A 13,120-nucleotide genomic window follows, 5' to 3' on the forward strand; every position below is an offset into this window, starting at 1 on the left:
CGGAAGGCCACCACTACGGCGCTACGCGCCGCTCACGGGTTGAGCGTGACCGTGGTCTTGAGGCCGTCGCCGACCACCATTTCAGCATCGGTCTTGACCAGTGCCGTCTTGGCGAATGCGATGTCGTTGTTGACCAGCATGCCCACGCGCACATCCCTGCCGGGCAGGCCGGTAGTGGTGGCGAACGTCACCGGGAAGGTGCTGGTCGCCTTGGGCGTGAGCGCGTCGACCTGCGCCTGGCTGAGCGCGCCGGAAGAGCGCAGCTTGCCGAGGAAGGTGGTGAACGGCAGGTTGAGCGAGCCACCGTTGGCGCTGGAGAACAGGCTGTCCGCGGCGGCGTTGGTCAGGCTTGCCGCGACCGACAGGCCGCCGCTGACACGGAAGGAATACGCGGTGTTGGCCGGCACCACCGCATCGACCAGTTGCGAGCCGTTGAAGGTCAGCGTCACGTTCTCAATGATCACGTCGACCTGGTTGCCGTTATAGGTGTAGCTCAGCCCCGCGCGCACTTGCGTCGGCCCGCCGTTGAAGGCATCGCCGTTCTGTGCCACGCCGACCTGGATCGCATCGAGCGAGCCGCCGGTGGCGGTGATGGTGTCGGTGATCGGCTGCGACACACCGTTGATGGTCAGGTTGGAGAGCACCAGCGAGTTCTTCAGCCGGACCGCATCGGCCACGCTGTTGATGGCGCCGGCATCGACCACGCCGCCGAGGTTCGCCGCGACCTGCTGGATCTGGGCGGCACTGCCGCTCGATACGGCGTCGCCGAGCTGCGCGAGCCCCGCCGCGTTCGCGGCATTGGTCAGCGCGCTATCCGTGACCGCCTGCACCAGCGCCGTGGTCGTGGCCGCCTGGGCGCTCTGCGTGACGATGTTGATCGATCCGCCTTCGATCAGGGCCGACAGCGTTTCGGTGGGGCTGCTGCTGATGTCGATCGCTTCCAGCGCGGTGCTGACGCTATCCACTTCGCCGGCGATCACCGGCGCGGCCAGTGCGGCCACATTGGTGGCCACGGCGCCGATGTTCGATTGCAGGCTGGCGGGCAGCCCCGCTTGCGCGTTCTGCACGGCGCTGGACACGACACCCGCCACCAGCGCACCGCTGCTCAGGTCCGCCGTGCCCGACGCGCCCGCCACCGCGGTGGCGACCGCCTTCGACGCCGCCGCGGCCGAATCCGCGGGCGTCAGCGTACCGCCCTCGCCCAGGCCGGTCAGCGTCTTGGAGACGTGGTCGACCAGTTGCTGCACCACCACCGCCGCGCGCAGCGCTTGCGCATCCTGCATCGGGTCAAGCGTGGCCAGGTCCTTGCCGGCGAGGCCCAGGCCCGTTGCCAGCGGCGCGACCGAGCCTGCCCCGAGCTGCACCGCCAGCGTGGTCAGCGGCGAGACTACCTGTGTCACGCCCTCGCGGTAATCGATCGCCGCGGCCTGCAGCACGCCGGCGAACGGCAACTTGGTACCGGCATCGGTGCCGCCGGTCACCTTCAGCGCGCTCTTGGTGCAGCCTGCCGGGAACGTGAAGTCGCCGGTGGCATTGGTGACCGCGGTCTTGTTCTCGCAGTCAAGGAAGGTGACGGTCGAGCCCGACAGGTAGAAGTCCACCGCCTTGCCGCTGACCGTGGCCGACGGTTGGGACGGCTGGCCGGGCGCTGGCGCATCGTCGCCACCGCCGCCGCAAGCGACGAGCGTTGCCGCCGCGCCTGCCATGATGCCAAGGATGAAGATGTTCCGGGTTTTGCTTTGCACGCTGCTCTCCTGAGATCAATACTTCGCTACGACGAAACATGGTGGGGAAGCCTGCGACGGCTAACCTGCCGCGCGCAGTCTGCGGCGCCCTGTGCTGCCCCTGCTGCCCTTGTTACCACCCGCGACGCTGCAGGCCGATGCCGCGGCAGCAGCTTGCAGGTCGCGGCAGCCCGCAGATAAACGCATCCACCAATCGGTGTCACCCCTACGTGGCGGGGGAAACTCAAAGCGTCGGCGCGGCACATGGCGGGGGCCGGGCCGGGGCGTCCATGACGCTCGCTGGCAATGGTTCATGGCAGGCTCACCGACTCCTGCGCCTCGCCCATGACGTGTACCGGGAAATCGTCCGGGCGCAGCCAGCGCGACAGGTACTGCCCCATCGCATCCAGCAGCACATCGGACATCATTCCCCCGGCCCCGGCCAGCGGCGGACAGATCAGCCACGTGGTGCCGTCGCGTTCCAGCACGCGCAGCGTCTTGGGCTGGTCGGCGGGTTGCAGCACGTGGTCGGTGGCGTGTGCCTGCGCCAGGCCGAATGCCTGCGCGAAGTCGTCGGCGTGCCGCTCGCCCAGGCAGACCACCACCTTCGGCTTCCAGAGCCGGCGAATGCCGTCGATGAAGGCAAAACGGCGGCCTTCGCGGCACAGGTCGAGATAGCGCCGTCGCGGAAACAGTTGCGGCTGGCCGCGAAACGCCTTCGACCACGGGATCTCGTCGGTCAGGCGCGCCGGCAGCGGAAACAGGCTGAGCTTGAACTCGGCGCCCTGCGGGCCGTACAGGTGATGGTCGAAGTAATGCCTCCAGTCCTGCTCGCCCATGGTGGTCTTGAACACCCTGGCGCGCGCCGCGGCCATGATGCGCGCGATCTTCTGGTGCGATTGCCAGCGCTCCATGTGATGCCGATACTGGCTGCGGTATGCGGCATCCCAGGCGGTTGGGCGCGCATGCGGAATCAGCGGGCCCGACAGCGGCGCCACGCCGGGATGCGGAGAGCTGTCGCAGAACCAGACCGCAGCGCCTGGATTGCCGCCTTCCATCCCTACGTACGACGCGAAATACGAATCCAGCTGTTCGCGCGTGAAGACCGTCAGTGGCTCTGTGTTCTTTCTCATTCCTCTACCGCGGTGGAGTGAAGGATGCCCGGACGCTGCACCGCATCCGCCGTGCCGGTGTCTCGCACCAGGCCGGCGGTTCCGGACCTGCTCGTCATCGCTTTTTATTCTCACCCCCGCAGCGAGGGGTGCGCTGCCCTGTCGTTTCCCTCCTTGCGCGGGGTAACGCAGAAGCCCGAATGGCGGCATTTTCGCGCGCGAAAAAACGCGCGAAAGTCGGTCACGTCCCCCACGATTTGCGCTGCGGGCCCCGGCGCGAGACCGGTGCACACGCGTGCGGAGTTTCCCTTCCGATGAAGGGTACCGACGCTTTTGGCTGCATCGCACTATTCGCTCCAGAAAACACGGAGCACGCCGGGGCCTTCAGCGCACCGGCAGTACGAGAGCGTTGCAGTTGCATGGACGGCCCTCACCGATGCGGCCCGTGGCAGGTCTTGCGCTGACCGCCGCCACACCATGCAACCGCTGCCGCAAGGCAGCCCCGCACGACTCTGCTTGATCACGCCATGAGCATGCACACGCAGATGCATGCCGTGCGACGAGCCTGGCCGCCACTTCGCGCGGACCGGGAGTTCGGAGGAGACAACAAGGGCATGGGCACTCGCATGGGTGCCCATTACTCAACGCTTCTGGGAGAAGCAATTGGGTATCTATCGCGATATGTTTGCCAGGCACCACGATCAGCTCGCGCTGATGGCTCGCCTGCTCGACGCCGGCGCCATCTGGGTGGCGGCAATCCTGGCCAGTGAAGCGCGCTTCGACACCGCGCAGGCGCCAATCCACCAGTTCATCCAGTACTTTGCCTGTGCCATTGCCTTCATCGTGCTGCCAGGCTTCGACGTGTACACGTCGTGGCGCGGACGCAGCCTGTTCTCGCTCGCCTGGCGGTTATTGTCAGCGTGGAGCCTGGTCTGGCTGGTGAGCCTGCTGCTGACCTACCTGCTGCACCAGACCGACTCGCTGTCGCGCCTGTGGATGGTGTACTGGTACCTGTTCGCGCTGGCAGGGCTGGTGGCGCTGCGCGTGGTCAGTCGTGCCGTGCTCAACCTGCTGCGCGTTGCCGGCGCCAACAACAAGCGCGTCGTCATCGTCGGCTTCGGCCGCACCGGCCAGGAAATGTACCGCCGCGCCACCGCCAGCCACACCACCGGCTACAAGATCAGCGGCATCTATGCCGCCGAAGGCGAGCCCACGCCGGAAGGACGCCGCCGCATCAACGACAGCGCCGACATCGCCGCGTTCGCACGCGAGCACGGCATTGCCGAGATCTGGCTGACGCTGCCGATGAGCGAGCACCGCCTGATGCAGGAGATCGCCTTCTCGCTGCGCAATGACTTCATCGACATCAAGTGGATGCCGAGCGTGCTCGACTTCGACCTGCTCAACCACAACGTCGGCAATTTCCTCGGCATGCCCGCGGTGGAGATGAACAAGCCGCCGTCGCTGGGCGTGCGCGGCACCATCAAGGCAATCTTCGACCGCACCTTCGCCGCGCTGGTGCTGGTGGCGCTGTCGCCCCTGTTCCTGCTGATCGCCGTGCTGATCAAGCGCGACTCGCCCGGGCCGGTGTTCTTCAAGCAGGAACGTCTCGGCCTGGACGGACGCGTCATCCACGTCTACAAGTTCCGCAGCATGAAGGTGCATGCCGAACACGGCGTCGTCACGCAGGCCACCAAGGGCGACAGCCGCATCACGCCGATCGGCGCCTTCCTGCGCCGCACCAGCCTGGACGAGCTGCCGCAGTTCATCAACGTGCTGAAGGGCGAGATGAGCGTGGTGGGCCCGCGTCCGCACGCGATGGCGCACAACAACATGTACAAGGAGCAGCTCGACTTCTACATGCTGCGCCACCGCGTCAAGCCGGGCATCACCGGGTGGGCGCAGATCAACGGCTATCGCGGCGAGACCGACACCCTCGACAAGATGGCCAAGCGGGTCGAGCACGACATCTTCTACATCCGCAACTGGTCGTTCTGGCTCGACCTGCGCATCATTTTCTGGACCGCCTTCCGCGGCTGGATGGGCAGCAACGCTTACTGAACCAGGCCAGCCCATGCCCATCCCTTCCGCGTCCATTCCGGCGCCTGTTTAGCCATCGAACCCGCAAGCCAATGATCAAAGTCCTGCACGTGACCGAGTGCCTGGGAGGTGTCGAGACCTACCTGCACCTGCTGGCCTCCCATATCAACGACCAGCGCATCAGCTTCCACTTTGCGCTGCCGAAGCAATGCTCGGTCTCGGCGATTGCCGATGCGCGCAATTTCGGCGTCAGCTACCTGCCGATTCCGCGCAAGCTCGATCCGCTCAACGACCTGAAGGCGGCACTGAACCTGCGTGCGCTGGTGAAGCGCGTGGCGCCGCAGATCGTCCACCTGCACAGCTCCAAGGCGGGGCTGGTGGGCCGGCTGGCCTGCATCGGCCTGAACGTGCGCGTGGTCTACACCCCGCATGCCTACTATTACCTGGGCCTGCGCGGCATCAAGCGCCGCGTGTTCCTGATGGCGGAGCGCTTCCTGCACCGGCTTACCGATGCGGTGCTGGCGACCTCGCCGTCGGAGCGCGACCGCGCCATCCATGAGGTGGGCCTGCCGCGCGAGCGCGCGCACTCCATCCTGAACGCCGTCGAGCCCCGCTCCGTGCCGGTGGAAAGGCAGCTGGGGGCCGGCGTCAAGCGCGTGATCATGGTGGCGCGGATCAGCCCGCAGAAGAACATCCCCATGTTCCTGGACGTGGCCAGGCTATTCCAGGGCCGTACCGACATCGAATTCATGCTGGTCGGCTACGGCCACTACGAAAACGACCGCGCCACGCTCGATGCCATGCTGCAGGAGCGCGGGCTGGTCGAGGGCAAGGACATCACCGCGATCGCGTGGATGAGCCGCGCCGAGCTGCTGGAACTGCTGGCGGATGCCGCGGTGGTGGTGCTGACCTCGCACTACGAGAGCTTCGGCTACGTGCTGGCGGAAGCCAATGCGCTGGCGATCCCGGTGGTCGGCACCGACGTCGACGGCATCAAGGACATCATCGTCGATGGCAGCAACGGCTTTATCGTGCCGGTGGACGACGCCCCTTCCATGGCCAGTTCGATCGAAGCCATCGTCGGCGATGCCACGCTGTGGCAGACCATGTCCGAACACGCCGTGACGCGGGCCAAGTCCGAGTTCAACATCGTGACCCAGGCCCAGAAGTTCGAGTCCTTCTACTCGCGCGCGGTGCTCGCCTAGCACCGCACCGGCCGTTGCTGGTCAGGGCGGCGCATTGCCGCCGGGCCAGCTGGCCAGCAGCATCCCGGCGTCGGCAAGCACGGTGCCGTCCTGCAGCGCCGCGCACGGGCGCGCGCCTGCGGCGCTGCCCAGCGCCCTCACCTTGCAGCCGTCCGGCCCCGCCTGCGCCAGCGCCTCGCGCAACAGCGCCCGGCCTTGCGGCCCCCAATAGATGCGATGCACCGCGCCATCCTTGCGCAGCGACAGCACGAAGCTGTCCTGGCGCTGGCGCCAGTGGGCGTCCTGCGCCCCGGCAAGCAGGCCCAGCAGGTCGCGCAGCATGGCGATGACCGGCTTCTCCGAGCCATCGTTCCTGAGCAGGCCGAAGTTCGCCTCGCGGTCCCATCTTGCCTGGCCGCGGTCGCGCCATGCATAGATGCCGAGCATGGGCACCTGCGCCATGACGCCGGCGAGCACCTGCCTGGCGATCAGCGTCGCCTGCGCGGCTTCGCTGCGCACCGGCAGGTACGAGGCATAGCCCCATTCGCTGACGATCAGTTGCGCGCCCGGACGCGGCGAATTGCGGATGCGGCCGCCCAGCTGCCGATAGTCGCGCAGCAGCGTCTCGGGCGTGGCGCGGTACGGATGGATGCTGAGCCCCTTCATGCAGCCCAGCCGCGGATCGGTCAGCAGGCGCGACAGGGACTGTTCCGCCACAGGATTTGCCGGCCCGGGCAGCCGCGCCAGGCCGAACAGGTAAACCGACGGTGGCGGCACCGTGCCGGCCTGCGCCAGCGTGTCGCAGATCCTGCCGGCGGTCGAGAGCAGCCGCGAAACGGGTACCGACGGATGCAGGAAGGTCTTGTTGTCGGGCTCGTTCCAGATCTCGTATGAGAGGTCCGGCCCGGCGTTGCGCTGCATGAACTGGCTGGCGAAGGCGGCGAAGCTGGCCTCGCTGGCGTCGCTGCCACCGTCCTCGCCCTGGTCGCCCCAGATATACCGCCCGCCATACAGCGTGACCAGCATCTGCAGGCCGGCCTGGCGTGCCTGCGCAATGACCTGCGCGTAGCGCTGCGGCGCCAGGTGTCCGCGCACCACCCCGGGCCGCACGCCGAAACGCACGTGCGAGAAGCCGAGGCGCCGGATCTCGGCGAAGTCGCGGGCCGACACCGTGGCCGGATCGATCTGCACGGCAAAGGCCGGCATCGACGCAATCCGGCCAGAGGCCTGCCCGTTCTCGGCATGCGCCTGCCGGGCGGGCCACCAGCCCGAGACCGCGATCAGCGCGGCCAGCGCCAGCGCACGCGTCTGCGCCCCGCGGCGCGGCGATGCGGCGCTACGCGGCGACATGCCTGCGCAGTACGCCCATGGCGAGCGCACCGGTCTGGAACAGCGCAATGACGAGGAACGACACCAGCATGACCTGCGCCGCCACGAGGTAGTCCAGCTGCGGATATCGCCATGCCCCCAGCACGACGCCGGCAAGCAGGCCGATGCCCGCGGCCAGGAAGATGGCGCGCGCCATGCCGAACGCCTTCAGCAAGGTGCGCAGGCACATCACCACCGCAAACACGATTGGAAACAGCGAAAAGAAGCGCACGTCGAGATCCCCATACGCCGCGCCGAACAGCATGACCACGACCTGGTCGCCAAACAGCAGCAGCAGCACGCTCAGCGCGCCGGACAGCACCACGCCGCCCAGCACGAAGCCGGCCGCGTTCCGGGCCAGCGTCAGCGTGTCGTCCTGCCGGAACGACGCCGCAAACCTCGGCATCAGGTGGTAGCCCAGCGCCATCAGGATATATTGGGCCGGCAGCAGCACCGTCAGCAGGATGCGGAACTTGGCCGAATCGGCGAAATGCCCGAGCGAGCCGAGCAGCACCACCAGGCCCGGCCCGACCAGCCAGCTCATCAGCTGCGCGCTGGCCGAGCTGGCACCGAACCCCAGCCACTGGCGCGGCGACTCCGGCCGGCCCGGGATCAGTTCGATGCGGCCGCGGCGGCGCAGCGTGGCGGCCGCGACCAGGGTCGGCAGCAGGATCGCGGCCGCGAGCAGCAGCATTGCCGCGGGCGCCGGCTGCGTGCCGGAGGCCAGGCCGATCATGGCCACGCCGCCGCCGATCAGGGTGTGGCAGACCAGCAGCCCGGCATAGCCGCGCGTCTTCGCGCCCACCGTCCTGAGCACCCAGTACGCGGTGTAGCTGGCAAACAGCACCGCGGCGGCCGCGCAGGCCGACGTGCTCAGGCCATGCCCGTACAGGTAGAGGATGGACCCGGCCGCGACCGGAAGCACCGTCAGCACCGCGACTTCGGCCGAAAAGCGCACGCGCAGCTTGATCCCTTCGATCAGCGCGGGCTCGTGCAGGAACGAAACATAGAAGATGTTGATAAACACCACCAGCGACAGCACCACCGCCACCAGCCCATAGCCCGCCACGTCCATCGAGCGGGCCAGCGCCACGTTGATGCCGAACTGCACCGCCGTATATGCGGCCTGCTCGAACACCGCGCCCAGCGCCGACAGCATGCGGCGCATTACGGCGTCCCCTTGAGCGATGGCGCCGCGTCGAGCGGCGCCGGCGCGGCCGGCACCGCCAGCTTCTGGCTGAACAGTTGCGCCAGGCCTTGCGTAATCTCGCGGCCCAGCCGCGCCGAACGCTTGAACTGCGCCGCGCCCAGCGAGCGCGCGTAGGTGAGCCTTTCGATCACGTCGTCAGCGCCGGCACTCTGCCGCACCGCGAAATCGCCGCGCCCGCTCAGCTTGAAGAACGACGCGACCTTGGTGTCCCAGACGATGCCGACGGAAGGCACGCCGAAGCTGAAGGCGATGATGTTGGCGTGCATGCGGTGCCCGACCATGCTGTGGCAGCCCGCGATGATCGATGCCAGCTCCGCCGGGGACCTGGGCAGCATGTAGTCCACGCCGTCCGCAACCGCCGCACCCAGCCGGCTCCTGACCGTGGCCGCGGCGAGATTGTCTTCCTCGGCGCCGTTGGTGAACAGCACCACGCGCTGTCCGCCCTGGCGCAGCTTGTGCACCAGTTCCACGAACATGCCCAGCCCGGCGCCCTGCTCCGATACGGCGACGAGGTCCGCGTTGTAGTGCAGCGATTCGACGTCCGAGACGCAGATCCCCACGTCCCAGCGCTTCTCCAGCCCGTGCTCCGCATACAGCGACGAACTCAGGATGGCGGGATCGGGAATGATGGCGACATCGCAAGGCTCGCCCGCGCCAAGGCCGACGATATTGCGCCGCGAGCTTTCATCCCGCACCGAAACGAATTGCGGCGCCGCCAGCGCGAAGAAGCGCGACACCAGGTAGCGCCCCAGGCGCGACCAGCCGGCCGCCACGCCCACCGACACCAGCGCGACCTTCGCGTTACTGCCAAGGCAGCGGGCCAGCAGGTAGAGCTTGAGGGGAAAGTTCAGGTCCACGTCGCACAGCAACTGGCCGCCGCCGACCACCACCATATCCGCATCGGCCAGCTGCTGCTGCCAGCGGGTGCGCCATTGCCGCCGGTATTTCAGCCAGATGGCAGCGGTCAGCACCGGCACCCGGGCCCAGCCAGGCAGCCGCGAGAAGAGCCGCATCAGGCGACCCTTCTTCAGCGAGTTTTCGCCCAGCCGGGTGCGCCCGGCGATGTCCAGGAAGCTGACCCGGCAATCCGGCACCGCCTGGCGGATCAGGTGGGCCAGCGTTTCGGCGATCACCGCATCGCCGAGGTTGTCACTGTATGGCACCGCGCATATGACGACGTGCTTCATCTTGTTTGGCCGGCAAGGCACTTAGCAAAGGGATGAGGAACAAGCTGACCGAGGTGAGATGGCGAACATAGCTGCCCAGGTCCGGCTCGAAGATAAACTGCACCAGGATATGCGCCACCACCAGCGTGGCGAACCAGCGGCGCTTGCGCCCGGCCTCGGTCGCCGCCGGCGTGCCGGACAAGCCGCGCAGCGCCACGCGCAGGATCGCGGCATGCATCAGCATCATGGCCAGGTCGACCGGGGCGCGGAAGCTGATCACCGGCAGCACGAACATCACCGCCGCGTACAGGTAGTTGACAATGAAATTCACACCGGATGTGGGCGGGTACAGGTTCCAGATCATGGTGCGGTTGTCGCTGCCGATGCTCAGCGCATAGTTGTTCGAGATATCCCGCGGCGACTGCAGGATAAACAGGATCTCGGACGGCGCCACCAGGATCGCGCCCACCACGCAGGCCAGCACGATGGCCTTCCATGCCGGCGACAGCCGCGCCGACGCGCGGATGCCCAGCGCCAGCACCAGGATCATCGCGTAGTAGTTGCGGATGAAGAGCGCGTAGCAGCCGTACAGCACCATGGTCATGACCACCAGCGCGCGGTACGACACGCCGCGCGACATCCCGCCCATGACCAGCACGATCGACATCGCGATCACCACGGTCTCCTTGCCCGGCGACAGCAGGTTCAGCAGCATGCAGGGCAGCACGAACAGCCAGCGCGTGGCGAGGTCGCGCAGGCTCGCCAACCGGCTCGACGCCAGCGCAAGATAGGCCACGCCGACCGTGGCGGTGACGACATTCACATACTCCGCCCCGAACACCGAGAACACTTTGGCGGTGGCGGCGAACGAATCGTCAAGGTCGGTCGAGCCGCTGACCAGGAATTCCAGCATCTTGTTGGAATCGGTGACCCATTTTTCCGGCAGCGAGTCGCGCCCGAAGAAATAGATCGTCAGGTACAGCAGGCTCAGCACCAGGCTCGCCACCGTGGCCAGCCCGCGCTCGGCCAAGACCCAGTCGCGGTCCAGTCTCGCGGCTTGCATGGCTTACGCCTTCTCGCTCTGCGAGTAGCCGTAGTAGGCATAGCGATAGCGCCCGTACTTGGAGCCATAGCCGTAGCGGAAGGCGTTGGGGTCGAGGCCGTTGAAGATCACTCCCTTCACGCTCACGTTGACCTGCCCCAGCTGCTTGGCGCATTCCGAGATCTCGCCGATCGAGCTCTTGCCGAAACGCGTCACCAGGAACACCGTGGCGCAACGCTCGGCCAGGATCGCGGCATCGGCGACGGCCAGCACCGGCGGGCTGTCGATCATCAGCATGTCGTAGCGCGCGCTGAGCTCTTCCAGCAGCCTGACCATGCGCTCCTTCAGCATCAGTTCGGCCGGATTCGGCGGAATCGTCCCCGTGCCGATAAAGTCCAGTCCCTGCACCACGTTGCGGTGGATCACGTCTTCCAGCGACAGCTTGCCGGCCAGCACGTCGGACAAACCCGGCTCGCGGTCCTTGCCGAAGTACTGGTTCAGGTAGCCCTTGCGCATGTCGGCGTCGACCAGCAGCACGCGCTTGCCGCCGGAGGCCATCAGCGCGGCCAGGTTGACCGAGACAAAGGACTTGCCCACGCCGGCGGTGGCACCGGTCAGCAGCACGCGGTTGTTGGGCGCATCCAGCATGGCGAACTGCAGCGAGGTGCGCAGGCTGCGCAGGCTTTCCACCGAGGGCTCGTTGGGGAAGCGGTCGGCCAGCAGATAGTGGCCACGCTTGCGCGCCTGGATGTCCTTGCTGATGGTGAGCTGGTGTTCGGACTGGGGCACCGTCGCGTAGACGTTGAGCCCGGTGTGTTCCTCGATGTCCTTGGGGTCGGTGATGCCGCCATACAGGGCATTGCGCACAAAGGCCACCACGGCCCCCGCCAGCACGCCAAGCACTGCCGCCAGCACGATCACCAGCGCCTTCTTCGGCTTGACCGGCTCCTCGGGCACCGGCGAGGTGTCGACCAGCCGCACGCTGCCGACCTTGCCCGCCTTCACCAGCTTGAGCTGCTGCATATTGTTCAGCATGCCGACATAGAGGTCGTTGTTGACCTGCACGTCGCGCATCAGGCGCACGGTATCCTGCTCCAGCGTCGGCAGGGTCTTGACCCGGCCAGCGACCGCTCCCACCTTGGCGGCAAGCGCGGCAATCTGCTTGTCGATGGCCTGCATCGACGGGTGGCCCGGCGCAAAGCGCGTCACCAGCTCGGCGCGCTTCTGCTTGAGTTCCAGCAGCGAGGTTTCGGCGGTCACGCTCTCCTGCAGGAAGGCCTTGCCCTCTTCGCTCAGGTTGAAGGTGCCGCGCTCGTTGCGCATGGCGTTGTACTTCACTTCCGCGCGCTCGAGCTCGCCCTTCAGCTGCGGCAGCAGGTTATTGAGGAACAGCAGCGATTTTTCCGCTTCGGCGGCCTTGCGGTTGATGTTCTGCGCCACGTATTCGTCGCCGATCTCGTTCAGGATCGCCGCCGTCAGCCTGGCGTCATTGCCTTCCAGCGAAGCCCCGATCACGCCGCTCTGCTTGCCCTTCTCCGCGATGTTCAGCTGCTGCTGCAGCTGCTCCAGCGTCTTCAGCCGCGACTGGCGCACCAGGTTGAAGGCAATGCCAGGCTTGGCCTTCAGCGCCGTCACCAGCAGCCGGATCTCGCCCACCGCATGGCTGGCCTCGACCACTTCGCCGACGCGGCCGACGATGGGCTTGTCCAGGCTGCTCTGCTCGAGCCGGTAGCGGCCATCGCCCAGGCTCACCAGCAGGAAGTTCTCGCCTTGCAGCGCCTCGGGCACGTCGAAGGTCGGCACCTCGATCGATTCACCGGCCCACGCATAGCCGCCCATGCCGAACAGGCCGGGTTCGGACAGCCCCTTCGACTGGCTGGCGATCCACGGCCCGACCAGCGGAAAATACTTGGGCTTGGCATCGATATAGAGCCGCAGGTTGTCGACCGCCTTGCCGACCACCATGCGCGAGCGCAGGATCTCGATTTCCGCGGTCGCCTGCGTCTTGACGTCGAACAGCGACGAGACATCGCCCAGCAGGCCGTTGGGACTGTTCTGGCTGTCCTCGACCTGCACCATGATGTTGGCCTCGTACACCGGACGCGCCAGGAACGCATAGGCAACCCCCAGCATCAGGACGGCAAAGGCAATGGCCGCGATCAGCCAGCGGTTTGCCACCAGCACGTCGAGGTAGCGGACGACGGCAATCTCGTCCGACTGGGCCGGCGCCGCGACGGGAAGATAAGTGGACTGGTTCATGGCAGGCAGGACAGT

Annotated in this window: 9 protein-coding genes; 2 read left to right on the forward strand and 7 right to left on the reverse strand. The window is 66.9% G+C overall.

The features are described 5' to 3' along the window. Window positions 1-32: 32 nt before the first annotated feature. Complete coding sequence (locus GA0116996_RS06845; protein WP_092308512.1) at window positions 33-1,745, reverse strand: hypothetical protein; 1,713 nt, start codon at window positions 1,743-1,745, stop codon at window positions 33-35. Window positions 1,746-2,035: 290 nt separating this feature from the next. After that, window positions 2,036-2,857, reverse strand: coding sequence for a transcriptional regulator (locus tag GA0116996_RS06850; RefSeq protein ID WP_092308515.1), 822 nt, complete (start codon window positions 2,855-2,857; stop codon window positions 2,036-2,038). A 660-nt stretch (window positions 2,858-3,517) separates the two neighbouring features. Here GA0116996_RS06850 and GA0116996_RS06855 point away from each other — a divergent pair. Both GA0116996_RS06855 and GA0116996_RS06860 read left to right on the forward strand, forming a co-directional pair. After that, window positions 3,518-4,897 carry an undecaprenyl-phosphate glucose phosphotransferase gene (locus tag GA0116996_RS06855; RefSeq protein WP_092308517.1) on the forward strand — a complete coding sequence of 460 codons (1,380 nt, stop codon included), beginning with the start codon at window positions 3,518-3,520 and terminating at the stop codon, window positions 4,895-4,897. 71 nt (window positions 4,898-4,968) lie between these two features. Further along, window positions 4,969-6,081 carry a glycosyltransferase gene (locus GA0116996_RS06860; protein ID WP_092308523.1) on the forward strand — a complete coding sequence of 371 codons (1,113 nt, stop codon included), beginning with the start codon at window positions 4,969-4,971 and terminating at the stop codon, window positions 6,079-6,081. A gap of 21 nt (window positions 6,082-6,102) precedes the next feature. On the opposite strand, the gene GA0116996_RS06865 is transcribed toward GA0116996_RS06860, so the two are convergent. The 5 genes from GA0116996_RS06865 to GA0116996_RS06885 are packed head-to-tail and all read right to left on the reverse strand — an operon-like array spanning window position 6,103 to window position 13,105. Further along, window positions 6,103-7,410, reverse strand: coding sequence for a glycoside hydrolase family 5 protein (locus tag GA0116996_RS06865; protein WP_092308526.1), 1,308 nt, complete (start codon window positions 7,408-7,410; stop codon window positions 6,103-6,105). Next, the gene (locus tag GA0116996_RS06870; protein WP_092308529.1) at window positions 7,397-8,596 is read right to left on the reverse strand and encodes a lipopolysaccharide biosynthesis protein; all 1,200 of its coding nucleotides are present in this window, start codon (window positions 8,594-8,596) and stop codon (window positions 7,397-7,399) included. Before GA0116996_RS06870 ends, GA0116996_RS06865 begins: the two co-directional genes overlap by 14 nt. Beyond that, a complete protein-coding gene (locus tag GA0116996_RS06875; RefSeq protein WP_092308532.1) occupies window positions 8,596-9,825 on the reverse strand; it encodes a polysaccharide pyruvyl transferase family protein in 1,230 nt (409 codons plus the stop codon). The genes GA0116996_RS06870 and GA0116996_RS06875 overlap by 1 nt, the downstream gene beginning before the upstream one ends. Continuing rightward, complete coding sequence (locus GA0116996_RS06880; RefSeq protein ID WP_092308535.1) at window positions 9,788-10,867, reverse strand: hypothetical protein; 1,080 nt, start codon at window positions 10,865-10,867, stop codon at window positions 9,788-9,790. Before GA0116996_RS06880 ends, GA0116996_RS06875 begins: the two co-directional genes overlap by 38 nt. 3 nt (window positions 10,868-10,870) lie before the next feature. Next, window positions 10,871-13,105, reverse strand: a complete 2,235-nt coding sequence (locus GA0116996_RS06885; protein WP_092308537.1) for a polysaccharide biosynthesis tyrosine autokinase — start codon at window positions 13,103-13,105, stop codon at window positions 10,871-10,873. Window positions 13,106-13,120: the final 15 nt, after the last annotated feature.

This window comes from Cupriavidus alkaliphilus, from assembly GCF_900094595.1.
GTDB classification, from domain to species: Bacteria; Pseudomonadota; Gammaproteobacteria; order Burkholderiales; family Burkholderiaceae; genus Cupriavidus; species Cupriavidus alkaliphilus.